Source organism: Bacillus sp. FJAT-29937 (assembly GCF_001509555.1).
GTDB lineage: Bacteria > Bacillota > Bacilli > Bacillales > Cytobacillaceae > Cytobacillus.
The window spans coordinates 1-24,698 of sequence record NZ_LMAS01000013.1; the positions used below are offsets into that span (position 1 = coordinate 1).

A 24,698-nucleotide genomic window follows, 5' to 3' on the forward strand; every position below is an offset into this window, starting at 1 on the left:
GATTACCTTTTAATTATTTGTTAATCCCTCTGACGTAAACAGTATACATCATGCATTATGTACATTTTATATTTTGTACATTTATATGTAGATACTTGCAACGATTCCTTCTCCATCATAAAGAGTAACTTTATCCCAAATTTTTTGAAACGTACGATAGAAGGGGATTAGCTGTACAAGCTTGGTGCTCGTTTCATCCGGTTGAAGAGGGAAAGAACAATGTTTAAACAGTTCAGCCAATTTCTTTTTTCTTGAAAGATAATCTAATTCCTTTAATGACTTCCCTTTAATTTCCAGGATGTCGAAAATTAACAGATGGCACGGTGAAGTGTTTGCTTTTTCAGAAATTCTTCTCTCAGACCTCATTCTTCCTCTAACTTGAATTTGTCCAAAATGAGCCTTATATGCATTTTCTAGAAAAACGAGTTCACCATCTAATGTAATGGGGAGAAAGGGACGGAATATATCTAAATTTGTCTCAAGAAAAGATTTAATTTCCGGAAAAATCTCCAGTAATGACTTCCCATTTCTGCTCTCTAAGGACATTTCATTCTGACTCCAATGTAAGATGGCTCGAAATCCATCATATTTCACCTCATAAAGCCAATCCTTTCCTTGTGGGGCTTCAAAAGATAAACTAGGCAGCATTGGTTTGATCATGATAGAACATCCTTTCCTCACAACTAAACATGTTAATGATTATAGAATTTCCCTTTTGTGTGGAAAAAATTAAATTGTCGTTGGTTTCAGCAGAACTTGTCCTTGATGTACGAAGTAATCACCAGCGCAGAGAAATGAAGCCAACGACATTTACATTCTATTCACTACTCCATTTCCAGAAGTTTAAGGGAATGAGTTGCTGTATTTCACACAAATTAAAGAAAAAGAAGAATGGAGTTTACTTATGCATACAATGTGGAAAGGAAGTATCAGCTTCGGTCTAGTCAATATCCCAATTAAGCTCCACACAGCAACAGAGGATAAAGATGTTAAGCTTCGGACTCTTCATAAAGAATGTCATTCACCAATCAAATACGAAAAAAAATGCACGGTCTGTGATGTGGAAGTAAAGAATGAGGACATCGTTAAAGCATTTGAGTATACAAAAGGGAAGTTTGTCGTTCTTGAGGACGATGATTTGGAAAAGCTAAAGAAGGAAAATGAAGATAAAGCCGTGGAAATTATGGACTTTGTCATGATGGAACAAATAGATCCTATCTATTATGATAGAACCTATTATATGTCTCCAGGTGATGGGGGAGGTAAAGCCTATTCTTTACTCAGAAAGGCTTTAGAAGACTCTGGAAAAGTTGGACTGGCGAAAATTATCATCCGTTCTAAGGAACAGCTTGCTGTTATTCGGGTTTATGAAAAAACGCTTGTCATGGAAACGATTCATTATCCGGATGAAGTTCGAAAGGCCGAGGATGTTCCAAATGTGCCAGCAGAGGATAAAGTAACGAAAAAGGAAATTGATACGGCCATTCTCCTAATTGATCAACTAACAACAGAATTTGAACCGGAAAAATATACGGACGAGTACCGAACTGCTTTACTGGAACTGATTGAATCGAAGCGTACTGGAAAAGAAATAGTTACCCCAACAGAAAAAGAGCCAGTGGCAAATGTTACAGATTTAATGGCGGCCTTACAAGCATCGATTGATAAAACAAAGCCTAAAAAACCAGCAGCCAAGAAAAAACGTGCGGCGACAAAAGCAAAAAAAGAAGCTTAATATTACACCTCACCGATTTTGTATTTACAAAATCGGTTTTTTATCGCAAATTAATTGTTTTTGCTAATATAGTAATAATAAGGAAAAAAGCTGCGGATTATTAAAATAGGGAGAGATGGAAAGTGGAAAAGTATATATTATCTCTAGACCAGGGAACGACAAGCTCCCGCGCGATTATTTTTGACCAAAAGGGTGCTGTTGTCCATATTGCGCAAAAAGAATTTAAACAATACTTTCCAAACCCGGGATGGGTTGAACATAATCCAAATGAAATATGGGGGTCCATTCTGGCGGTTATTGCTGCGGTTCTTTCAGAATCAAGAATAAGACCTGAACAAATTGCTGGAATCGGCATTACGAATCAGAGGGAAACGACTGTAGTATGGAATAAAGAAACAGGAAATCCCGTATATAATGCCATTGTGTGGCAATCTAGACAGACTAGTGATATTTGTGAACAATTACAAGCTAATGGATATAATGATCTTTTCCGTGAAAAGACAGGTTTATTAATTGATGCGTATTTTTCAGGCACAAAGGTTAAATGGATATTGGATCATGTTGAGGGTGCAAAGGAAGATGCTAAGCAAGGGAAATTATTGTTTGGCACAATGGATACATGGATTATCTGGAAGCTTACAGGCGGGAAATGCCATGTAACTGATTTTTCGAATGCTTCACGGACATTAATGTTTAATATATATGATTTAAAATGGGATGAGGAATTGCTCCGAATTCTTGATATACCAGATTGTATGCTTCCGGAAGTTAAGCCATCTTCTGAAATATATGGGCATACAGCGGACACCCACTTTTTTGGCAGAGAGGTGCCGGTTGCTGGCATCGCTGGGGATCAGCAGGCAGCCCTCTTCGGACAGGCTTGTTTTGAAAAAGGCATGGCAAAAAATACGTACGGCACAGGCTGCTTTATGTTAATGAATACAGGTGAAAAAGCTGTTCGTTCTGAGCATGGACTGCTAACAACGATTGCTTGGGGCTTAAATGGAAAAGTGGAATATGCTTTAGAAGGGAGTATTTTTGTTGCGGGGTCTGCCATCCAATGGCTTAGAGATGGGCTAAGACTGCTTAAAAATGCTAAAGATAGTGAGAAATATGCGAAAAAAGTAGTATCAACTGATGGGGTATATGTAGTTCCTGCTTTTGTTGGTCTTGGCACTCCTTACTGGGACAGCGATGTTCGCGGGGCCGTATTTGGTTTAACTAGGGGAACAACGAAAGAACATTTCATCCGCGCGACTTTAGAATCTCTTGCTTATCAAACAAAAGATGTCTTATCCGCTATGGAAGCTGATTCGGGCATTAATTTAAAAAAACTGCGTGTAGATGGAGGAGTGGTGAAAAACAATTTTCTAATGGAGTTTCAATCAAATATATTAAATGTTCCGGTCGACCGTCCAATCATTAATGAAACGACTGCACTCGGTGTAGCGTATCTAGCAGGACTTGCAGTAGGCTTCTGGAAAAGCCAGGAAGAAATCGCTGAGAAATGGGTGATTGATTGTTCCTTTAACCCCAATATGCATGAAGAGAATCGGAATCATCTATATAACGGCTGGAAGAAAGCAGTTCATGCGGCGATGGCTTTTAAATAATTTTTCGTACATCCTCTCCTTGTAGGCAACTTAACTGAATTTTGAAATGGAGGATGAAATATTAATGTTCTCAAATAAAAACCGAACCGAAATAATTAACAAACTGCAAAAGGATCCATTTGATGTTTTAATCATTGGCGGGGGAATTACCGGTGCGGGGATCGCCTTTGATGCCTCTTCAAGAGGGATGAAGACCGCTTTAGTTGACATGCAGGATTTTGCTTCGGGTACATCGAGCCGCTCAACAAAGCTTGTACATGGCGGTCTTCGCTATTTGAAAAACTTTGAGGTTAAACTCGTTGCAGAAGTTGGAAAGGAGCGAGCCATTGTTTATGAGAACGGCCCACATGTCACAACACCTGAATGGATGCTTCTGCCGATTTATCAAGATGGGACATTCGGTCGGCTAAGCACTTCAATAGGTCTTAGAGTTTATGATTATTTAGCAGGTGTAAGCAGTGATGAGAGAAGAACGATGCTGAATGTCCAAGAAACGATTGAAAAAGTCCCTCTTATTAAAAAGGAAGGTCTTCAGGGAGCTGGATATTACGTAGAATATCGCACGGACGATGCTCGCTTAACAATTGAAGTGATGAAAGCAGCCTATGAAAAAGGGGCCGTGCCAATAAATTATATGAAAGCTTACAAGCTTCTTTATAAAAACAGTGAAGTAGAAGGCATACTTGCAGTTGATCAGTTAACCGGAGATGAGTACGAGATTAAAGCACATACAATTGTCAATGCCTCAGGGCCGTGGGTTGACTTTATTAGGGATATGGATGGTTCAAAAATAGGAAAGTCAATGCAGCTGACGAAAGGCGTCCATATTGTTGTTGATCAATCTAAATTGCCTTTAAAACAGGCTGTTTATTTTGATACGCCAGATAAGCGCATGATTTTTGCGATTCCGAGAAATGGAAAATCTTATGTAGGGACGACTGATACTTTTTATAATCAGGATCCTCAAAATCCGAAAATAACGAAAGAAGACAGAGAATATCTCATTCATGCAATTACCGATATGTTTCCAGATGCAAGGGTAAGTGAAACAGATATTGAATCAAGCTGGGCGGGAGTTCGGCCATTAATTTCGGTAGAGGGGAAGGATCCTTCGGAAATCTCGAGGAAAGACGAAATTTGGGAAGCTCCATCTGGTCTCATTACAATTGCAGGCGGTAAATTAACAGGATACCGCAAAATGGCAGAAACCGTAGTTAATTTACTTGCAAGAAACTTAAAAGAGAAAAGTAACCTGGAATTTACGCGCTGTTTGACAAAGACTTTGCCTATTTCTGGCGGGGATGTGGGAGGTTCTAGGAATTATAATTCCTTCATCGAAAAATTATCTCGGGATGGGATAGAAATCGGATTAACACAAGGTGAGGCTTTCCATCTCGTTTCCATGTATGGGTCTAATACTCCAATTTTATTTAACATGATTGAAGCCAACAGCAATGAAGCAGAAAAATATGAAATGCCGCTTACTTTATGGGTTAAGCTGAAATATGCGCTTGATTATGAAATGGCTGCGACCCCTTCCGACTTTTTTACAAGAAGAACAGGTGACCTGCTCTTTGATATAAATTCGGTAAGGAACTATCAAAAGCTGGTAAATGATTATATGTCCGATTACTTTGACTGGAGCGAAGAGCGGAAACAACAATTTAATAGGGAGCTGGAGCAGGAATTAAACGATGCAACAAATCCCTAGGAATAAAAAGGGCTCATCAAACGATGGGCTTTTTCTCTTTAATATTTCTGTATTTAAAAGTTAGTTGACATACCGCGTTTATCCTGATAAGATTAATTCTTGCTTATTTGAGGTTTACTCGTAGAGTAGTGAATATTGATGTAACCCAATACATCATTCGTTTGTTTAAGGTTCGGAATAAAAAATTAAAATTGATCAATTAGCAGCTTATTTTGCAATTTCTTCTTAAATCTTCTTCTGAATACCCGAAACATCTCACTTCAGTTTTAAATTCTACAAAATGAAAAATCACAATTATTTTATTAATCTCGATAATGAACTGATTTTCTTTAATCCTAATTCCCACTGGCACGGTCTTGGAGCCGTAAGGATGGAAGAGAGGTAGGGCTTTCATTGTTTTAGGTGCTATACTAAGATTATGCGCTGAATCATAGCATAGTAAAGCCTCGAATAGGCCAAATAGTGTAATAAATGAATTTTATCCTTTTGTTATTGACAATATTAGGTTCCTCATTTATTATAAAGTTAACGCTGTAATGTTCGTTATATATATTTTGGATAAGTGGTCGTAGCTGCAATAAATTGTGGACGATTTTATTCCTCATTTATTGTGGCTGTGATCTTTTTATGTTAAAGCCTATATATTAAAGACTTATAGTGAAACAAATTTTTGGAGGTAATAACATGAACACAGGTAAAGTTAAATGGTTTAACGCAGAAAAAGGATTTGGATTCATCGAGTCTTCAGAAGGTCAAGACGTATTCGTACACTTCTCAGCTATCCAAACTGATGGCTTCAAAACTTTAGAAGAAGGCCAAGCTGTAACTTTCGAAATCGTTGAAGGTAACCGTGGACCACAAGCTTCTAACGTAAACAAAGCATAATATTGCTTGAAATGGAGTGGTGCATGTCATTCATGCATCACTTTTTGCTGTCTAGCGAAAGCGCCTACCCACTCGAGGTCGGGCTGGGCAAGGCGCTTTTGCTTTTCTATTTACGTTATTTTTTCTCCACTTTGTATATTCTTCATCCATTCCTCAAAAGAGAATCCATCCAACTTGCTTTTTAGGAATAATACTTTTCCTCATTTAATTGGAAAATACTATAAAGATCATTTTTTACAATGGGAAAATAAATTCTCATTCTAAAAATGTAAAAAAGAGATGCAAACTGGAAAACCTATTAACGTAGTTATTGATTAATATATCTGATTTAAAAAAGCAAACAGTGTAATGACAATAAGGAGGAACAAATATTTTGACAACATTCTCAGATTTTAACTTAAGTAATGAAATAGTAAAAGCATTATCAAATATGGGCTTCGAGGAACCAACACCTATTCAGGCCCAAGCAATACCGATTGGTTTAGAGGGCAAAGACATGATTGGACAGGCCCAAACTGGAACAGGAAAAACGACTGCATTCGGTGTTCCGCTTCTAGAACAAATCAATATTGAAGAAGGCATTCAAGGCCTAGTTCTTGCTCCTACTCGTGAGTTAGCAGTTCAAGTAGCAGAGGAATTAAACCGTATTGGTCAAGTAAAAGGTGTAAAAACTTTACCAATATATGGCGGCCAGGATATTAATCGCCAAATTCGTGCATTAAAAAATAGACCGCAAATCATTGCTGCTACTCCTGGAAGACTGATTGACCATATTGAAAGAAAAACGATTCGTCTTAGTAATATTAAAATGGTTGTCCTAGATGAAGCAGATGAAATGTTAAATATGGGCTTTATTGAAGATATTGAAAGAATTTTAGGTGAAATTAAAGGGGAGCGTCAAACCCTTCTATTCTCTGCGACAATGCCAAGAAGAATTCAATCACTTGCAGAAAAGTTCATGAAGGATCCGGAATTAGTAAAAATTAAAGCAAAAGAAATGACTGTAAAAAATATCGAACAGCATTACATGGAAGTTCATGAGAAACAGAAATTTGATGTGCTATGCAGTCTTCTTGATATTCAATCTCCTGAGCTTGCAATTGTATTCGGACGGACAAAAAAGCGTGTAGATGAAGTAGTTGAAGGATTAATTAAACGCGGCTATTCAGCAGAAGGAATTCATGGGGATATTCCGCAAGCGAAACGCGATCAAGTCATTCGCCGTTTTAAAGAGCAAACGATTGATATTATGGTTGCTACAGATGTGGCAGCAAGGGGTCTTGATATTAGCGGTGTTTCCCACGTGTATAACTTTGATATCCCGCAGGATCCTGAGAGCTATGTTCATCGTATTGGACGAACTGGCCGTGCCGGCAATAAAGGACTTGCAGTAACGTTTGTCTCTCCAAGAGAAATTGATCATTTGAAGATTATTGAAAGTGTAACTAAGAGCAAAATGATGAAGACCCCAGTCCCATCATTTAAGGACGTTCTTGCAGGAAATCAGCAGGCTACCATTAATCGCCTAATGGCTGTTATTGAGAAAAATGACCATAATGATTATAAACGTGCCGCTGAAAATTTACTCGAAGACACGGACTCTGTTTCATTATTAGCAGCAGCGTTAAAGTTATTAACTAAGGACATTGATGTGACTCCAGTTAAATTAACTGCTGTTGAACCAATTCGTGTAAGAAAACCGCGAACAGACAGAGGCGGCGATAGAAAACGCTATAGTGACAGAGGCAGAAGCTCAGGAAGTGCTGGAAGAGACAGAAGAGACGGCAGGGAAAGAAGAAGAAACCGTACAACGAATAAATAGTCAGCAGGGTATGATCGTCCGTTATTCTGCGATAAATCGGTAAATCTTTATTTTTCCATGTATTTCTTCTAGCGAAATTGGTTAAAATCCTAAATAATTGCCCATAATAAGTTTTGCAGGGTAATATATATTCTGTCACTGATTGATATTTAGGAGGATTAAAATGGCAACAGGTAAAGTAAAATGGTTTAACGCAGAAAAAGGTTTTGGTTTTATTGAGGTTGAAGGTGGAGAGGATGTATTTGTACACTATTCAGCTATCCAAAGTGAAGGCTTCAAAAGTCTTGATGAAGGCCAAGAAGTTAATTTTGACATAGAAGAGGGACAACGCGGACCTCAAGCAGTGAACGTAACTAAAGCATAATAAATGTAAAAGAGCCATATTATTTATAGGCTCTTTTATTATTTTTTTGTCTTTTGCAAGTTAATTGGTCATAATAAAATGGATACTGATAAAAGGGGGAAGAGCTGTGAAGGAATTTACTGTTCAATTTCATAAGGAAGATCAAGTTGAAGCGATGAAGGTTCAGAAATTAAGTGAAGACGATTTTGAAAGATTAACCGAGGGTGGAACAAGACATTTATTTGAATTGGACACCAATATTGGATTCTTTATTTTCTTTGATGCTATTGATAGCAGCGGCAAAGAATCGTATATGGTCCTTCAATACGAGGAAGAGAATGAAGACCCAAGTGCATGCTATGCTTTTGAACTAAAGGACTTTTACCAATTTGCTGCATTGCACTTAAATGATTTAGAGTTCCAGGAAGAGAATGAGAGCGATGATGACGAGGAAGAATATAGTCCAATCCATCATTTAGCGCATTTAATGTATCATATTGCTGAAGACGGAAAAGATATTCAACTATAAAAAAGTTTGAGAGCAGGGGCATATCCTGCTCTCATTGCTTAAAGATCTTCTGCTTCTATGTAATGATCCGTGCAAAACTTTGAGATTAGTTTCTCTTCTTCCTCTTCTAAAGCAAAGTCTAATATTTGCCCGGAACTTAAAAAGTGATAATTTAAAATGCGAAAATCATCTTCTTTCTTATAAAATAAAACTCGAAGCTGTAAGCCATTCTCATCGTATAAATCATCATCTTCATCAACGGCAATATCTAAAAAGAATTCATAACGTTCACCTAATAATATTCCTGTAGGGTCTTTTAGCTGCTCTACAGTATAACTTGAAATTTCCATCAGGTTTCACCCTTTCTTCATCAAACCTAAATCTGGTTAACGAGAACATTATACACCTTGCCCGATAAAAAGAAATAGTATTACTATTTTTTAAAAAAAGTTTCTACATTCTAAATTTTAAACTAATACTTGTTATTAAATGTTTAAAAAAGTATGTTAATTGTTCTTTTGACTGCCAAGGAAATTTATGTTATAATAATTAAAGAGCTTAATGAATATATAAAGTTTCCCATAATTCACTTGTTATGTAGAGTTGGTAAGTATTTCCCCTTTATTTAACAGGTGTTTTTATTTTTAGGGAAAAATAGGGGTCTACCCTTTGGGAGGTGCCTTAATATGGCAATGGGATTTGGGAGAAAAAACACAGAAGAAATCAAAATGGAAGAAGTAAAGGTTTGGGAATGCACATCAGATTCATGTAATGCTTGGGTCCGTGATAATTTTAAGAGCAGTCAGCAGCCTTCTTGTCCAATTTGTAAGAGTGAAATGAAAGAGGCAATAAGGGAGCTTCAAGTAGTGAATAATAATAGTATTTATTCCAATAATTAATATAATGGAGGGCGATCTTTGATCGTCCTCTTTCTTTTTGTATAGGTTATCCTAACATGAACAAAATAATGGAAAGAATATAATTTGGAAGTGAAGTGGCATTGGCAAACTCCATTTGGTATTTTTCATTAGTTTTCATAGGCCTAATCATCTTCATGTTTACATATTGGAATTCGAATCATTTTCGAAAAGATTTAGCTGTTTATTTTTTTGCTGCCGGTCTTTCGTTCATTGGAGAATTTGTCGTGCTTATTCTTCTGAATTCATACCATTATTATCCTCATGTTTTCAAGGAGAAATGGACCGATGATATATTTGGATCGTTAATTTCTCAAGGAGTTATTATTCCGATTGTGCTAATGGCGATAGCGGCATTTCGGTTAAAGACAAAATGGGTTATACTGATTATTTCGCTTATTGCATTTATTGAAGAATTGTTTTTACGGCTTCATATTTATGAGCATAATTGGTGGAAAACATGGTATACGATTGTTTTACTTTTGTTAGCTGCCTATATTATGAAATGGTGGAGAAGGAAATTAAATGACCCTTCCACTCTTATAAAATTTTTAACAATCTATATGTTATTTACAATAATTCTTCATACGAAAACCTTTTTATTATTAACTGTTTTCAAATTAAGCTGGTATTCCGTTGGTTTATTTGAATCGGTGTATAAAGATCATACTATCTTAAAAATTATCATTGATATCACTATGGCAATCCCGTTAACGGCTATCGTTCTCTTTTCATATAAGTATTTAACGTTGATTGGGCTTTTGGTTTTTTTGATCATTTTTGATTTTGTCCAAATTAAAATGGGTTTTCTTCATGTTGTTGATTACAATGTTGTCATTGGGATCGCTTTCATCAAACTGTTCACAGTATTTATTGTAAAAAGGACGAAGGATTACCTTTTTCCAATGGAAAAGGATTATATTTAATAGGCATAATTTTCACCTTCCAACAAAAAATATAATGATTAATAAGAAGGAGTGATTACAGTGGATAGTAATCGGGTAAAACAAATCCTTTCATCATCAGCAGATATTGAAGTCACATACAATGGGGCATCTGTGTGGATTGATCAGTTAAATGAAGATGGAAAGACAGCTACTGTACATTTAAGAGGGCCGCTTGAAGAAAGATCGATTGTAGATATTACAGAACTTCAAGAACAGTAAAAGACAACCACCCTAGGGTGGTTGTCTAGTTATTGCCGCCTATTCAATATTTTAAAAAACTTTAACATGTGGCAGCAGTTTCTGAAACAAAATCAATTTCAAAGCCGAGATCTTTTAACATTTGATGATCCGCTGAACCTTCCTGTCCTGCAGTTGTTAAATAATCTCCAACAAAAATAGAATTTGCCGGGTACAGTCCAAAAGGCTGAAGGCTTCTCAAATTAACCTCACGCCCGCCAGAAATGCGAATTTCCTTAGTTGGATTAATAAATCGCATTAAACACAATACTTTCAAGCAGTATCTAGGATTGAGTTCTTTCGTTCCTTCAAGCGGAGTTCCGTCTATAGCATGAAGAAAGTTAACAGGGATGGAGTCTGCATCTAGGGACCTTAAGCTTCTGGCCATTGACACGACATCTTCTTTCGTTTCGCGCATGCCGATAATAACACCCGAGCAAGGAGAAATTCCGTATTCTTTCACTAATTCAACGGTGTTCACCCGGTCTTCATATGTATGGGAAGTAGTTATGGATTCGTGATGATTTTCGGATGTGTTAATATTATGATTATAGCGGTCCACGCCGGCTTCTTTAAGCAAGGAAGCCTGTTCTGGCTTCAATAATCCAAGACATGCACATACGGTAAGGTTGTATTTATCTTTAATTTCTTTAACGGCGGAAACGACTTGGTCAATTTCTTTATTGCTCGGACCTCTTCCGCTGGCAACGATGCAATAAGTTCCAACATTCATATTAAATGCTTGTTCAGCACCTTTAACAATGGATTCCTTATCCATCATCCGATATTTTTCAATTGGTGCAGTTGATACGCTTGACTGTGAACAATAGCCGCAATTTTCAGGGCAAAGCCCAGATTTTGTATTTATGATCATATTAAGCTTTACTTTATTTCCATAATAATGGTGGCGGATTTTATAAGAACTTTGTAATAGATCTAGAAGTTCTTCATCAGGGCAATTTAATATGCTAACAGCTTCTTCATTTGTAAGCTCATATCCTTCCAATACTTGTTCAGCAAGATTCCTCCAGTTCCTCATTAATTCTCCTCCTTATGATTATGAAGCCCGTTGAATTTTTCTAAATTGGCTGCGGGCAAAAACTTTATGCTCAAGACGATTTGCCATGATCCCAGCACAAATGGCGAGAACAATATCCTTCGGCAATGGCACAACCATCCACAACCAAGCCATTTTATAAGTAAATCCATCTGGAGCAGCTGCCCAAAGCTTATAGGCAAAATACATCCAGTTTGTACCAATAACATAATTAATAACCATACCAATTAAGGCTGCAGTGATATAAATCGGGAGACTCTTTTTCGCTTCGATGATTTTTCCAGTAATATAGGCTGTAAGAATGTAAGAGAGAATAAAGCCAAAGGTAGGGCTAATTAAGGAAGACATACCACCGCCAAATTTAGCAAATACTGGCGCACCTGCGAGACCAACAAACATATAAACGGCCATTGTAATGGCTCCTAGTCGGCTGCCTAAGATAGCTCCAGATAAAATGGCAACAAATGTTTGCAACGTGATTGGTACACCGCCAATAACCATAAAGGGAACAAATGTAGTAATATTCGCACCTACACACATCAAAGCTACAAACATTCCAGCAAGCGTTAAATCAATCGTTCTTAATTTCTTTTTCATTTCCCCATCCTCCAAAGATTGTTAGTAAATATAAATAAAGGATAATGGCTAACGTAAGTATATGTCAACCTATTTTATTTTAAGTTAACATATAAATATTAAGATTAAAATATAGTGATTGTCAGATTTGTAAACGGATGTTCATCTTCTGTTCATATTAGGAGCTTAATATAGGAAAAAGCGGGGAAGCGATGTATATTATTAAATAGGCTTTGATTAGAAGAATACGGATAAAATGTAAATAGGAGAGGAAAACGATGAATTATAGCAAAGTATTATTACGATTATCAGCACTATTTGGCTTTATCGGCGCTTTTTTAGGGTCACATATGGCGGGAGCAGGGGATTATGCTTTTAGACCAATACATGCCCATATACTTGTTGTTGGATGGTTAACACTATTCGCATGGGCGGTATACTATAAAGTGTTTTCACCGAAAATTGGGATCCTTGCAAAGTTTCATGTATATACTGCTATTATCGGTTCTATCGGCTTAACAGGCGGGATGGCACTTTATATTTTTAAACCAGCCTTTCTTCCAAGTGCGGTCAACACGATTTTCTATATTGTTGGAGGGTCCATCCTTTTGCTTAGTTTCTTATTATTTTTATTAGTAACCTTTACAAAGGATGAAAAACAGGGAAAGGCAAGCTAATAGCAGCTTGCCTTTTAAATTGATTTGTCAAGAAATAATAGTGCATAATTTTGACTATTTTATGAATTATATCATTGAAGGGTGCGAATATTTGATTTATAATTATTATAAAATAATTGAAAATCGTATACGTAAACGATAATGAAAAGGTGGGAGAGGGATGGTTCGTATAGCAATAGCGGGCATTGTGGGCTTTATTTTAATTTTCATTGAGGCTTATATTGTTATGGCATTAAAAGGGTATTATTCCATTGAGTTTGGCGGCATGACACCTTTCATATCTGTTTGGGCAATGAATGCATTTCTTGTTTTTACAATCCTCACACATCTTAAGCTGTGGTATGAAAATAGGGAATCAGCAAATAGAGAAGCTTCAGTAGATAGATAATCAAAGCTAAGCAGATAGTGTCCAATAGGGGCATTTTTTTTTGCTTATAAAAAAATCCGCGAATTAATTATTCTGAAATAGGAAACAGTAGAAATTCTACACTATAAAAATACTGAATTTTTAAAGTTCTTCCTTTACATTATGGAAGAAATGGTGTTAAATTATAATATTATTTAGGAAAATTAAATAATATTAATCAACTAAAATATGTATAAATTTTAAAAAGAATTATGGAGGGATTATACGTGGCAGATCTACGCAGTAATATGATTAAACAAGGATTTGATCGTGCGCCTCACAGAAGCTTGCTTCGTGCAGCAGGTGTAAAAGAAGAGGACTTTGGAAAGCCGTTTATTGCGGTAGTCAATTCATATATTGATATAGTACCAGGACATATTCATTTGCAAGAGTTCGGAAAAATTGTGAAAGATGCTATCCGCGAAGCTGGCGGGGTGCCGTTTGAAATGAACACAATCGGTGTCGATGATGGGATTGCAATGGGACATATCGGAATGAGATATTCATTGCCAAGCCGCGAAATCATTGCTGATTCTGTTGAAACTGTTGTTGCGGCGCATTGGTTCGATGGCATGGTATGTATTCCAAACTGTGACAAAATTACACCTGGAATGATGATGGCAGCGCTGCGCCTCAATATCCCTACAATCTTCGTCAGCGGCGGTCCGATGAAGGCTGGAACGGATAGTGCCGGCAATCCGCTTGACTTAACATCTGTATTTGAAGGGGTAGGGGCTTTCCAATCCGGTAAAATTGATGAAGCAAGATTGCTCGAAATTGAGCAGCTAGCCTGTCCAACTTGCGGATCTTGCTCAGGGATGTTTACGGCAAACTCTATGAACTGTTTAGCAGAAGGGCTTGGCCTTGCACTTCCTGGTAATGGTACGATTCTAGCTGTCGCAGAGGAACGTAAAGAATTTGTTAAACAATCTGCTAAGCAATTAATGGAGCTAATCGAAAAAGATATTAAACCTCGTGATATCGTAACAATCGATGCAATCGATAACGCATTCGCTTTGGATATGGCGATGGGCGGTTCTACTAATACAGTTCTTCATACCCTTGCCTTAGCACATGAAGCTGAAATTGAGTATTCATTAGAGCGTATCAATGAAATTGCAACCCGTGTACCGCATTTAGCGAAAATCGCGCCTGCCTCAGACTATCATATTGAAGATGTGCATAATGCAGGCGGGGTTAGCGCTATTATCAATGAGCTTCTTAAGAAGCCAGATGCCTTTAATGGTGATTGTTTAACTGTATCAGGAAAAGCAATTCGCGAAAATGTTGCCGGCAGTGATATTTTAGACAAGAATGTGATTAGGCCATTAGATAATCCACATTCAGAGCAGGGCGGACTTGCTGTTTTATTCGGAAACTTAGCTCCGGACGGTTCGATTATTAAAGTCGGTGCGGTTGATGAGTCAGTTGGTGGCTATCACAGGGGGCCAGCGATTTGCTTTGATTCTCAAGAAGACGCACTTTCTGGAATCATTACCGGGAAAGTACAGGAAGGACATGTCGTAGTCATTCGCTATGAAGGCCCTAAAGGTGGTCCTGGTATGCCGGAAATGCTTGCACCTACTTCTCAAATTGTAGGAAGAGGACTTGGAGCAAAGGTTGGATTAATTACAGATGGACGTTTCTCAGGTGCATCGAGAGGAATTTCAATCGGCCATATTTCTCCTGAAGCAGCAGAGGGAGGACCAATCGCATTTGTAGAAGATGGCGATATCATTGAGCTTGATTTAAAGAAACGCACGATCCAGCTGGAAATTTCTGATGAGGAAATGGAAAGACGAAAAGCAAACTGGAAGGGCTTTGAATCGAAAGTGAAAAAAGGCTACTTAGCAAGATATTCGAAGCTCGTGACATCAGCCAATACTGGCGGAGTTATGAAATATTAAGAACATACTAAGACCTATAAATAGTCATTTAAGACTTTTTATAGGTCTTTTTTTGGTCTTATGTAATAGTGATTTCATCTTAATAGCTTGTTAAATCTAAAATTAACACCTACATGACACTTTCGCCATTATCATAATTGAATTGCCAGAAGATCCCAAACTTATCTGTTACTTGTCCGTAGCATTTGCTCCAGAAGGTTTCCTGAAGCTCCATGACTACTTTTCCGCCTTCTTTTATTTTGTTGAATTGAGATTTCACGTCGTCAAGATTCGTGCTGACGACAGCGAGGCTAATATTATTTCCTTCAATAAAAGGCATACCTGGAAAAACATCTGAAAACATAATATTGCTGCCATGAATGTTTAATCTTGCATGCATAACAAGATTTTTTGCTTCCTCAGGAAGTGGATATTCTGGATTTGGAGGGGCCTCACCAAACGTCATAATTTTTGGTTGTTCAGTTCCAAAAACATTAGCATAAAATTCAACTACTTCTCGGGTATTTCCATTAAAGTTAAGATATACATCAACAGCCATCTGCAACACTCCTTGTATTTTTTTGACATTGCTAAATATTTCTATTACATTTTATCATTTATCAATGCATTATCAAATTTTCAAGTCGATCCATAAATAAATCAACGAACTTTTTGCATTTCGTTAGATCCTGTTCTTGAGGCAATAATTCAACCTTTAAAGTGACCGATAACTCTGTTTTTACTTTTAATAGGTCTCTAAACATATCAACTGCTCCACAGTAGTGAGGGTAAAAACTGTCTCCTGTCCCGAATACGCCAGTTATCATGTATCTTCTGTCGACTTTTTCAAACTCCCGATAAAGGGGTATCATTTCATTAGGGATTTCCCCATTACCCCAGGTGTAGGTACCAACAACAAATGCATCAAATTGATCTAACCGATTACAGTCAAATTGTTCAATGTTATATAGATCAACATTTACGTTTCTTTGCATGAACTGCTCATATATTAATAATGCCAATTCATTTGTATTTCCGCTAATCGAGGTATAAATTAAGCCAATTCTCATAGCTCATCAAAACCGTTGTCTTGAGAAACCTTTGTGTACGTACGAGACTTTTGTTCAAAGAAATCGGACTTCGTTTCATTCATCATATCATCGCTAAAAACATGGATCCAAGGCATCGGATTTTCCCGTCCCTCATACAGGTTTTCAAGGCCTAATTGCCTAAGCCGTTTATTCGCTAGATATTCAACATAGCCTTCAAATTCATCTAAATCGATTCCTTGAATATCCTTCAATATATAATGAGCCCATTCCTTTTCGAGCTGGACTGCCTTTTGAATCGTCTCATACACATATTGAATATTCTCCTGGGTATTCAATTCAGGATTTTCAGTAAGAAGAATACGAATAAATTGTGCAATGAAGTAGGCATGCTGCATTTCATCCCGTTGAATATAACTAATCATGGAACTCGTTTTTAGCATTTTTTGCTGACGGGCTAGATGATAGAAAAAGGCAAAGCCCGCATAGAAATATATGCCCTCTAAATTAATTGAATTGATTCCAAGCGCGAATAAATTTTGCAATGTTGGATTGTGCCTAAAAGTTTCGTAGGATTCAAGTATTAGCTGATTCCGCTTGCGTACAATTGGATCATCCTTTGCTTCGTCAAAGCGGGCAATTTGTTCACTAATAGGGATGAGAGAACTCAGAATATAAGAATATGATTCATTATGAACCGCCTCCTGCTGCGAAATGACAGCAAATATCGCTTTAAAGCTTGGGTCTGTAACATAATCCATTACTTGTGTCATCATAGGCGTTTGTAAGCTATCAAGTGAAGCCAGCTGCGTGTTAATTCGTAAAAAAACATCTTGTTCAGTTGTGCTTAAGGAATCCCACTGTTTAATATCATCCTGCATATTTATTTCCCCGGCCTTCCAAAAGTTGGCTAATAAAGTTTGATACATTCGATACATTTGTGGATATCTAATGTCGTTCCAATTTAGGATCCCTGATGCTTGACCGTTTATTAGACTAGTAGATTTATTTGGGAACTCAGGATTTAGCAATTTTATTTTTGATAATAATTGTTGGTGTGCCATGGAATCGCTCCTTTTGAAAATGGTTTTCATTTTATTAAGGCTAGTCGCCAATATATCCGGAAAGTCGCTGATATAACGGAAAAATCGTTTCGTTGATATATTAACTATGGCAAGCTTCACAATCAGCAATTTCTGTTTGTGAAGTGCTGCGAACATAATAGGTCGTTTTTAAACCGTGCTTCCAGGCTTCTAAATGAAGCTGCAATAAATCTCTTGCTTTTATATCGTGGCGAACATAAAGGTTGAAGCTAATGGACTGATCGATATGCCGCTGCCTTGCTGCGTTCTGCTTGATGCTCCATAATTGGTTTAACTCGTGTCTCACACGGCGATAATAGTTGTAAGTATTATGATCTAAATCAGGTGCGGTCACTTTGAATTTGAAGTTTTTCTTTTCCTCCGCATATTCAATCGCATAAAGAGGATCGATTCCATCTGTGGAGCCCCCAATTTTTGCTGTTGAAGAGTTCGGAGCAACAGCCATCATCCAGCCATTTCTGACACCGTTATTTCGGATATCTTCTTGTAAATCCTTCCATCGATCAGATGAATAATCTTTCCGTTTAAAATACTCTCCTGAATGCCACTCAGAGCCATGAAATAATTTGTATGCGCCTTTTTCTTTTGCAAGCTCCATTGAAGCATGTATTGTAAAATAGGCGATATCCTCATAAAGGTCATTTGCATACTCAACCGCCTCGTCAGATTCCCAATGGATCCCCTTTATAGCTAGGAGATGGTGCCAGCCAAAGGTTCCTAATCCAACTGCCCGGTATTTTTGGTTCGTCCATTTTGCTTGACCTACTGAAATTTGATTAATATCAATTGTGTTATCGAGCATTCTCATTTGAATTTGGATGAGGCGTTCAAGCACGCCTGCTTTAACTGCATTTGGCAAATGAATAGAAGATAAGTTACATACAACAAAATCCCCAGGCTTGCGAACGATAATAATATTTCCATCCTCGTCTTGATATTCATTCTGAATAACAGTTGCTGACATGTTCTGCATAATTTCTGTACACAAATTGCTGCTATAAACGGAAGTTCTCCCATTTCCTTTTACATGTTTATTCGGATTTTGGCGGTTTACCTCATCTCTATAGAACATATAAGGTGTGCCCGCTTCCAATTGGGATACCATGATTCTAGCCATAACATCCATTGCACGGTAATTCTTCCTAGGCAGAAGAGGGTGATTTACTGCCTCCTCATATTTTTCTGTGAAAAGTTTCTTATCGGATTCATCATAAAAGTCCTCAAGTCCTAATGGGTTCCCATTCTCGTCCTTCCAGCCCATTATCTGCTTAACTTGATGTGGGCAGAACGTATGCCATTCGCCAATGCTTCTGCCTGTTCCGTCCACTTCTTCAAGTTTCTTCATGAATAGGTCAGGTATCGCGACTCCTGTAAATATGTCATGGGCTTTCCTGCGCTCATCTCCGTTATTTGTCTTTATATCTAAAAATCCATTCATAATATCTTTGTGGAAGACATCTAAATAGATCGCAATGGCTCCTTGTCTTTGCCCCAATTGATCGACACTGACAGCCGTATCATTAACAAGTCGAATCCAAGGAATAACACCGGATGAATTGCCCTTAAATTGCTTAATGTCTGACCCTAAAGCTCTAACTTTTCCATAGTAAATGCCAATTCCGCCGCCATCCTTGCTTAATCTGGCAATATCCCAATTATTCAAATAGATACTGTCCAATGAATCATCTACTGTATCAATGAAACAGGAGGATAGCTGGCCATAGCTTTTTCCTGCATTAGCAAGTGTTGGAGTGGCAACAGTCATGTATAGATTACTTAAAGCCCAATAAGCTTCCTTGACTAAAGACATTCGTTTTGCCTTATCTTCGTTTTTCATTAAAGTCATAGCAATAATCATGAATCGTTCCTGCGGCAGTTCATAAATATTTTTCTCATAATCTTTTGCAAGATAACGGTCAGCAAGGAGGAACAGACCAATATAGTTAAATAGATAATCTTTTTCAGGATCAATCAATATATCTAATTGATCTATTTCTTCCTTAGAATAGAAAGCCAGTAAATCTTCTGAATAAATCCCAATACTAGTCAGTTTCTTTATGAGGCTATAAAAATCCCCATATTTTACATTCATTTTATATCCTCTATTTTTCGATGCTTCTGCATACAATTCATTTAAGTATAGATGAGCCGCCAGAAAGGTCCAGTTTGGTTCGTCCATTGAGATTTTGTTTAATGAATAGTGAAGTGTATGCCGATTTACGGCTGCATCGTTTTGCTTTAGTTCTTCCAATTGCTGTATAAGTGGGTCAACGTCAATCTTATATAAGATTGAAGCTCTGTTTAACTCTTCTAAAACTGATTCCAAATTTGTATGAACATATGTATCCATATTCATATCCCCTTTACTTGTTTTTTTCAATAAAAAACCCATCGCTCTTTTAGAGGATGGGTAAAGTAAAACGCTGATATGATAATAGAATATATAAATAATCTATCAAAATACCCTCGTTTTACCTTCCCAACTCCCGAAGAAGATAACACGTTATAAATATGGCAGGTCTCCTGACTTGTGCTTTAGCCTACTTTAAGTCCTTCCCATCTTAAAAAAGACAGTGGTTTCTACTTATTTCGATAGCACTTACAGTTGCGGGAACAGCTCTGGATTTTCACCAGATTCCCTATTAAGTCCATAAAGGACACCATATTTATTGGTTTATCACTGTATATTGTGTTAGTGAATAAAAAAAACACTATATATATGTAACTTTTTCGATTATAAGCTAAACACTAGATTTTGACAACCTTTAAAAAATAGAGAAATATGTCGATTGAAAAAATTTAAAAGAAATTGATTGAATTTGCTAACGAAGGATCAAATGAAAATGCTAGGGCTGTTTAAATCGCCCTAGCAAGTTTGCTTAGCAATTATTGCCTTTATTAACATGCAGTGGAGGCGGGACAAGCCAGCCTTTTTCCTTATTCAGCCTTAATACTTTAGCTCCTAATGCAGCTTTTTGCATATGGAATTGACCGAACATCATGGCGACATCCTCACGAATTGATTTGCCAATGACCTGACTGCAAAGGACTAAACCTGAAGCAAGATCAGCAGAAAGTGCAGCAGCAATTTCAGGATCTTGCATTCTTGCACCAGGAGGTATGTCCTCCAAACATGCCTCAGGTCTTTCAGGAGGTGCTGGCGGCAAACCGACCCCATTTTCCTTTAGAATTTCTTCAATCTGTTTCTTATCCTGCTTCGTTATTTCTAAAGCTTCATGTAATAACTTTTTTAGATCATCATCGCCAGTATGATTGATCATCGTTTGATATCCAGCTACTTTTCCATTGGCCACTAATAATGAAGACCAAATATCAAATACTTCCCCGTAATGTAAAGGCTCATCTTTTGGATTTCCACTTAGAATGCCCATTGTTAACCTCCTCAAACTTGTAGATAATTTATTCATTTTGGTGCCACCTTTCAATAAGCGCACAAAATTAGTATGCGCATTTGCTTTATAAATATTTGCTAGTTGGTAAGGTACAAATCAAAATTCCTTAATTGAATAGGATAGGATGTATACATTTGGGTATTTCAAGTTTCCTAAAGAATAAATAATTCAATTGGGAAAATAATAAAATTGAAATCTTCTTTAATACTCATACTGGAGGGCATTCTATATGTCAGTTATGGTTTACCAAACTTTTGAGATAAAACAGGACAAATTTAAGGACGGGTTAGATAACTTACTTGAGATTAAGAAATACAGAAATGAAAATTATAATCACAAAGTAGAAATCTTAACACCAATCACGGGAAAGGACCATACATACGCTGTTATTTCAACTTACGAAGGCCTAGCAGAAATGGAGTTGCAGAACAAAAAGATGTTCGATGATGAAGAGTATTTAAAATTGATTGGTCAATTCTTTTTAGAGGATATTATTCAAGGCAGCATGAATACACAATTTTTTAGAACGATGAATGATAAACCAGAACCGAAAGAGAAAAAGAAATAATTATTATTTGACCATAAACTAAAAAGGAGATGATGTTGTGAAGCATTCAAAAGCATTTCTGTTAAAGTTTATTTCATGTTTAGTCCTGTTTTATATTATTCTTGGCCTATTTTATGGCATGTCCTTTGGAATGGTATTCTTAATTTCATTAGCATTAGGGGCATCCTCTTATGTTCTTGGCGACTTTCTTGTGTTGCCTAGATCTAATAATTTCATTGCGACAATCACCGATTTTGTTCTTGCTTTCTTTGTGATTTGGTCTTTAAGTATCAGTTTGACGCTTAGAGAAAATATTGTGATTATGTCTCTCGTTGCTGCAGCGGGTGTGGCCCTTTTTGAAATTCTCTTTCATAGATATATGGCCAATCAGATCATTACAAATATGAAAACTAGTCCTGTACATTCAAGACAGCTTCAGTACCAAACAGAAGCTTCAGAAGAACTAACTCCTTCTAAATCTGAATTACATATGGATAAGAATCATCATAGTTCTGAGGATGAATAGCCTCCTTGGATTTAAATCTGCTGATTTAATCGGAGGGAAATACATTGAACAGGGGGATGACTGGTATTATTGAATTTTGTCCAAATATTTGGCCCGAGGAACCAGTACCAGAGGATCAGAAGGATTGCCTTGACTGCAAACTTTATATGCATGGAACAAGGATGGTGTGGGGGGAGGGGAATCCGGATGCTCCTATTATGATTATCCTTGATAATCCCGGAGCACGAGAAGATCGTGAAGGGAACCCATATGTTTGCGGAACTAGGTTTACATTACAAAAAGCGGCTAACGAGGCAGGCATACCGCCTAGTAATTTATTTGTAACGTATATTTTAAAAAGAAGACCAGTCCGTGCCTATAATAAAGAGGAAGCTAGGAATTCTTGTATCCAGCATTTAAGAGTGCAGTTAGCAGAAAAGAAGCCAAATTTTATTTTTTGTTTAGGAAATATTGCAGTCCAATCATTTTTTGAAAATCCTGAAGCAGAAGTGAAAAAGCTCCGAGGCTCCTGGCACAATGTACATGGAATCCCGACAGCTGTTGCTTATCATCCACTTGCCATCAGAAGAAGGCCAAATTTATGGCCATTATTTATGAGTGACTGGGAGATGCTGGCACAACGATTTCATCACTAGGATGACAGTTTATTAATAAAAAGCCAAACGATATTTCATATTGAAATACAGGGTTTGGCTTTTTATATATCATTAATTAACATCTTATCTTATGAAACGTCACTGAAATATGCATAATCAGCAGATAGGTGATTAGTAGTGCAATAAACACCGAATGCTCAATAGAAAAGGCGACTATCTCAGATAGTCACTTTTCTATTGATCAGTCCAATTAGGCAATCTTTAACAGTAATTGAGCTAATAGGTTAATAGAAGCTTGAACTACTACATCTACCTGTACCTCTGTTTGGTTTACAATAACTTCTCCAGAATCCTCAATGACAATTGTTTGTTTCTGCATTTGACTAACATCTAGAGACTGAGCAACTTTTTGTAATTGCTTAATATTATTGTCTGAGTTACTGCCCAATACAACAATTGCCGCTTCGATCGCAGCTTGCAGTGCTGCTTGTACTAGAACTAATCCTTGAACCTCCGTTTGTGTAACCGTAACTGTATGAGAGTTACGGACGACTAAACCTTGATATTCTGACTGGTCTACATTTGTGGTATTTCTAACATTTTGTCTGCTTCTTTCTGACATTAATAATTTCTCCCTTCATGGTAAGTTCCTTAACAAGTTATTCATGAGGGGACAAAAAGTATGGACAAACTGCCTGATACAATAGTGGAATTTTGGATAATCAATTTCATAGCCCTTCATCTCAGCGTAATTGGATTGTATTAGAAAAAAACCGTAACATCTCTTAATTTAATCTTCTTCTCCAAACTAAGTCATGAAATAGGAAAATAAGAAATAATTGCTTATAATAATAGTTAATAAAGTATTTACAATATTCAATTTCAAACAAAGTGTCGATTTATTAAAGAATATTAAGGTGGCGTTAATGGTGAAAATTGTGATTGCACCAGACTCATTTAAAGGGAGCTTAACTGCTTTAGAAGCGGCGAAGGCAATGGAAAGAGGAATAAAAAGGGTAAATCCACATATTAATACGGTTTTAGTTCCAGTTGCGGATGGTGGGGAGGGAACGATGGCAAGCCTTGTTGCAGCATCAGCGGGAAGAATTGTAGGTTTTCAAGTTATGGGACCACTGCTTACACACGTTCAAGCTGCTTATGGAGTGTTAGGAGACGAGGAAACATGTGTCATTGAAATGGCTAGTGCTTCAGGAATAGGTCTCCTAAATCAAGAAGAGCTTAATCCTATGAAAACGACGACCATTGGAACTGGTCAACTTATAAAAAAAGCTTTAGATGACGGATACAGAAGGTTTATTTTAGCTATCGGAGGAAGCGCGACTAATGATGGCGGGTTAGGTATGCTTCAAGCTCTAGGAATGAAGTTTCTCGATGCTAATGGAGAGCCAGTCGGATATGGGGGATCAGAACTATTAAGGATTGTTGATATTGATGTTCAAGAATTTGATTCACGAATTGCAAATTGTGAATTTTTGATTGCGACTGATGTTCAAAATCCATTAGTAGGGGAAAATGGAGCAACTCATGTGTTTGGACCGCAAAAAGGCGCTACACCTGAAATGGTTGAAATTCTAGATAATAACTTAAGGCATTGGGCAGATTTAGTTGAACAAGAAACGGGAATAAGTCTCCATGACAAACCAGGAGCCGGAGCTGCAGGTGGCATAGGCGGAGCTTTTCAAGCCTTTTTTCCATCTAAAACAAAGCGCGGCATTGACATTGTCATCGAATATTCTAGGCTTGTTAAACATTTAGAAGGCGCCGATTGTGTATTTACCGGTGAAGGTCAGATTGATTTCCAAACCGCCTCTGGGAAGACACCTATGGGCGTGGCTGAAGCAGCTAAATCGAAAGGAATCCCTGTTTTTGCTCTGACCGGGTCCATTGGCCGTGGAATTGAGGTTTTGTATGAACACGGTATTACAAGTGTTCATAGTATTATTAATTCCCCTATGACACTCCAGAAAGCCATTGAGGGCGCTGCTATTTTACTCCAGCAAACAGCTGAACAAGTGATGCGGACTTATATGGCAGCCAAAAGATGACCATGATTTTTCTTCGCCTAATTGGAAATAATAACTTTATCATTCAATCATAGATTATTTTTTCAGATGAAGGCATCT

The 24,698-nt window shown here is 37.3% G+C and carries 27 protein-coding genes and 1 riboswitch; of the genes, 17 read left to right on the forward strand and 10 right to left on the reverse strand.

The window, feature by feature from the left end; genetic code table 11:
• Window positions 1-81 precede the first annotated feature (81 nt).
• Window positions 82-660, reverse strand: coding sequence for an ATP-dependent DNA ligase (locus tag AR328_RS19690; RefSeq protein WP_066300484.1), 579 nt, complete (start codon window positions 658-660; stop codon window positions 82-84).
• 244 nt (window positions 661-904) lie between these two features.
• Here AR328_RS19690 and ku point away from each other — a divergent pair, with 244 nt between their 5' ends.
• The 7 genes from ku to AR328_RS19725 all read left to right on the forward strand — a co-directional run bounded on the left by ku (window position 905) and on the right by AR328_RS19725 (window position 8,638).
• Window positions 905-1,735, forward strand: a complete 831-nt coding sequence (ku, locus tag AR328_RS19695) for a non-homologous end joining protein Ku (protein ID WP_066300487.1) — start codon at window positions 905-907, stop codon at window positions 1,733-1,735.
• 122 nt (window positions 1,736-1,857) lie between these two features.
• Window positions 1,858-3,348 carry a glycerol kinase GlpK gene (gene glpK, locus AR328_RS19700; protein ID WP_066300490.1) on the forward strand — a complete coding sequence of 497 codons (1,491 nt, stop codon included), beginning with the start codon at window positions 1,858-1,860 and terminating at the stop codon, window positions 3,346-3,348.
• A gap of 64 nt (window positions 3,349-3,412) precedes the next feature.
• Window positions 3,413-5,059, forward strand: a complete 1,647-nt coding sequence (locus AR328_RS19705; protein WP_231735036.1) for a glycerol-3-phosphate dehydrogenase/oxidase — start codon at window positions 3,413-3,415, stop codon at window positions 5,057-5,059.
• Window positions 5,060-5,743: 684 nt separating this feature from the next.
• Window positions 5,744-5,944 carry a cold-shock protein gene (locus AR328_RS19710; protein ID WP_066300496.1) on the forward strand — a complete coding sequence of 67 codons (201 nt, stop codon included), beginning with the start codon at window positions 5,744-5,746 and terminating at the stop codon, window positions 5,942-5,944.
• A 373-nt stretch (window positions 5,945-6,317) separates the two neighbouring features.
• Window positions 6,318-7,766: a DEAD/DEAH box helicase gene (locus AR328_RS19715; protein ID WP_066300499.1), complete on the forward strand. Its 1,449-nt coding sequence runs from the start codon at window positions 6,318-6,320 to the stop codon at window positions 7,764-7,766.
• 163 nt (window positions 7,767-7,929) lie between these two features.
• A complete protein-coding gene (locus AR328_RS19720) occupies window positions 7,930-8,130 on the forward strand; it encodes a cold-shock protein (protein WP_066300509.1) in 201 nt (66 codons plus the stop codon).
• A gap of 106 nt (window positions 8,131-8,236) precedes the next feature.
• The gene (locus AR328_RS19725) at window positions 8,237-8,638 is read left to right on the forward strand and encodes a cytosolic protein (protein WP_066300512.1); all 402 of its coding nucleotides are present in this window, start codon (window positions 8,237-8,239) and stop codon (window positions 8,636-8,638) included.
• 38 nt (window positions 8,639-8,676) lie between these two features.
• Here AR328_RS19725 and AR328_RS19730 read toward each other — a convergent pair whose 3' ends face one another.
• Window positions 8,677-8,967: a DUF6509 family protein gene (locus AR328_RS19730; RefSeq protein WP_066300518.1), complete on the reverse strand. Its 291-nt coding sequence runs from the start codon at window positions 8,965-8,967 to the stop codon at window positions 8,677-8,679.
• A 336-nt stretch (window positions 8,968-9,303) separates the two neighbouring features.
• Between AR328_RS19730 and AR328_RS19735 the strand changes: the two genes are divergently transcribed.
• The 3 genes from AR328_RS19735 to AR328_RS19745 all read left to right on the forward strand — a co-directional run bounded on the left by AR328_RS19735 (window position 9,304) and on the right by AR328_RS19745 (window position 10,700).
• A complete protein-coding gene (locus AR328_RS19735) occupies window positions 9,304-9,516 on the forward strand; it encodes a cold-shock protein (protein WP_066300520.1) in 213 nt (70 codons plus the stop codon).
• Window positions 9,517-9,611: 95 nt separating this feature from the next.
• Window positions 9,612-10,460: a hypothetical protein gene (locus tag AR328_RS19740; protein ID WP_156422754.1), complete on the forward strand. Its 849-nt coding sequence runs from the start codon at window positions 9,612-9,614 to the stop codon at window positions 10,458-10,460.
• A gap of 60 nt (window positions 10,461-10,520) precedes the next feature.
• Window positions 10,521-10,700, forward strand: coding sequence for an H-type small acid-soluble spore protein (locus AR328_RS19745; protein ID WP_066300525.1), 180 nt, complete (start codon window positions 10,521-10,523; stop codon window positions 10,698-10,700).
• A 61-nt stretch (window positions 10,701-10,761) separates the two neighbouring features.
• Here AR328_RS19745 and bioB read toward each other — a convergent pair whose 3' ends face one another.
• A complete protein-coding gene (gene bioB / locus AR328_RS19750; protein WP_066300531.1) occupies window positions 10,762-11,757 on the reverse strand; it encodes a biotin synthase BioB in 996 nt (331 codons plus the stop codon).
• An 18-nt stretch (window positions 11,758-11,775) separates the two neighbouring features.
• Window positions 11,776-12,372, reverse strand: coding sequence for a biotin transporter BioY (locus tag AR328_RS19755; RefSeq protein ID WP_066300534.1), 597 nt, complete (start codon window positions 12,370-12,372; stop codon window positions 11,776-11,778).
• A 257-nt stretch (window positions 12,373-12,629) separates the two neighbouring features.
• On the opposite strand from AR328_RS19755, the gene AR328_RS19760 reads away from it, so the two are divergent.
• From AR328_RS19760 to ilvD, 3 genes are all read left to right on the forward strand, one after another.
• A complete protein-coding gene (locus tag AR328_RS19760; RefSeq protein WP_066300538.1) occupies window positions 12,630-13,028 on the forward strand; it encodes a hypothetical protein in 399 nt (132 codons plus the stop codon).
• A 160-nt stretch (window positions 13,029-13,188) separates the two neighbouring features.
• Window positions 13,189-13,416 carry a hypothetical protein gene (locus AR328_RS19765; protein ID WP_066300545.1) on the forward strand — a complete coding sequence of 76 codons (228 nt, stop codon included), beginning with the start codon at window positions 13,189-13,191 and terminating at the stop codon, window positions 13,414-13,416.
• A gap of 245 nt (window positions 13,417-13,661) precedes the next feature.
• The gene (gene ilvD / locus AR328_RS19770) at window positions 13,662-15,341 is read left to right on the forward strand and encodes a dihydroxy-acid dehydratase (RefSeq protein WP_197414500.1); all 1,680 of its coding nucleotides are present in this window, start codon (window positions 13,662-13,664) and stop codon (window positions 15,339-15,341) included.
• A gap of 109 nt (window positions 15,342-15,450) precedes the next feature.
• On the opposite strand, the gene AR328_RS19775 is transcribed toward ilvD, so the two are convergent.
• From AR328_RS19775 to AR328_RS19795, 5 genes are all read right to left on the reverse strand, one after another.
• Window positions 15,451-15,879 (reverse strand): VOC family protein, encoded by a 429-nt coding sequence (locus AR328_RS19775; RefSeq protein ID WP_066300549.1) that lies wholly within the window; start codon window positions 15,877-15,879, stop codon window positions 15,451-15,453.
• Window positions 15,880-15,940: 61 nt separating this feature from the next.
• Window positions 15,941-16,390 carry a flavodoxin domain-containing protein gene (locus AR328_RS19780; protein WP_066300554.1) on the reverse strand — a complete coding sequence of 150 codons (450 nt, stop codon included), beginning with the start codon at window positions 16,388-16,390 and terminating at the stop codon, window positions 15,941-15,943.
• The gene (locus tag AR328_RS19785) at window positions 16,387-17,433 is read right to left on the reverse strand and encodes a ribonucleotide-diphosphate reductase subunit beta (protein WP_066300559.1); all 1,047 of its coding nucleotides are present in this window, start codon (window positions 17,431-17,433) and stop codon (window positions 16,387-16,389) included. Before AR328_RS19785 ends, AR328_RS19780 begins: the two co-directional genes overlap by 4 nt.
• 100 nt (window positions 17,434-17,533) lie before the next feature.
• A complete protein-coding gene (locus AR328_RS19790; RefSeq protein WP_269433536.1) occupies window positions 17,534-19,828 on the reverse strand; it encodes a ribonucleoside-diphosphate reductase subunit alpha in 2,295 nt (764 codons plus the stop codon).
• Window positions 19,829-19,968: 140 nt separating this feature from the next.
• Window positions 19,969-20,152, reverse strand: a riboswitch (cobalamin riboswitch).
• A 199-nt stretch (window positions 20,153-20,351) separates the two neighbouring features.
• On the reverse strand, window positions 20,352-20,864 hold the full coding sequence (locus AR328_RS19795; protein WP_066300566.1) for a DUF3231 family protein: 513 nt from the start codon (window positions 20,862-20,864) through the stop codon (window positions 20,352-20,354).
• Window positions 20,865-21,114: 250 nt separating this feature from the next.
• On the opposite strand from AR328_RS19795, the gene AR328_RS19800 reads away from it, so the two are divergent.
• The 3 genes from AR328_RS19800 to AR328_RS19810 are packed head-to-tail and all read left to right on the forward strand — an operon-like array spanning window position 21,115 to window position 22,593.
• On the forward strand, window positions 21,115-21,453 hold the full coding sequence (locus tag AR328_RS19800; protein WP_066300569.1) for a hypothetical protein: 339 nt from the start codon (window positions 21,115-21,117) through the stop codon (window positions 21,451-21,453).
• A gap of 37 nt (window positions 21,454-21,490) precedes the next feature.
• Window positions 21,491-21,958, forward strand: coding sequence for a YndM family protein (locus AR328_RS19805; protein WP_066300572.1), 468 nt, complete (start codon window positions 21,491-21,493; stop codon window positions 21,956-21,958).
• Between the two features lie 44 nt (window positions 21,959-22,002).
• A complete protein-coding gene (locus AR328_RS19810; protein ID WP_442854470.1) occupies window positions 22,003-22,593 on the forward strand; it encodes a uracil-DNA glycosylase in 591 nt (196 codons plus the stop codon).
• 211 nt (window positions 22,594-22,804) lie between these two features.
• Here the strand turns inward: AR328_RS19810 and AR328_RS19815 are convergent, their stop codons facing one another.
• The gene (locus tag AR328_RS19815; protein ID WP_066300574.1) at window positions 22,805-23,176 is read right to left on the reverse strand and encodes a spore coat protein; all 372 of its coding nucleotides are present in this window, start codon (window positions 23,174-23,176) and stop codon (window positions 22,805-22,807) included.
• 307 nt (window positions 23,177-23,483) lie between these two features.
• On the opposite strand from AR328_RS19815, the gene AR328_RS19820 reads away from it, so the two are divergent.
• Complete coding sequence (locus tag AR328_RS19820) at window positions 23,484-24,620, forward strand: glycerate kinase (protein WP_066300847.1); 1,137 nt, start codon at window positions 23,484-23,486, stop codon at window positions 24,618-24,620.
• The last annotated feature ends 78 nt before the right edge of the window (window positions 24,621-24,698 follow it).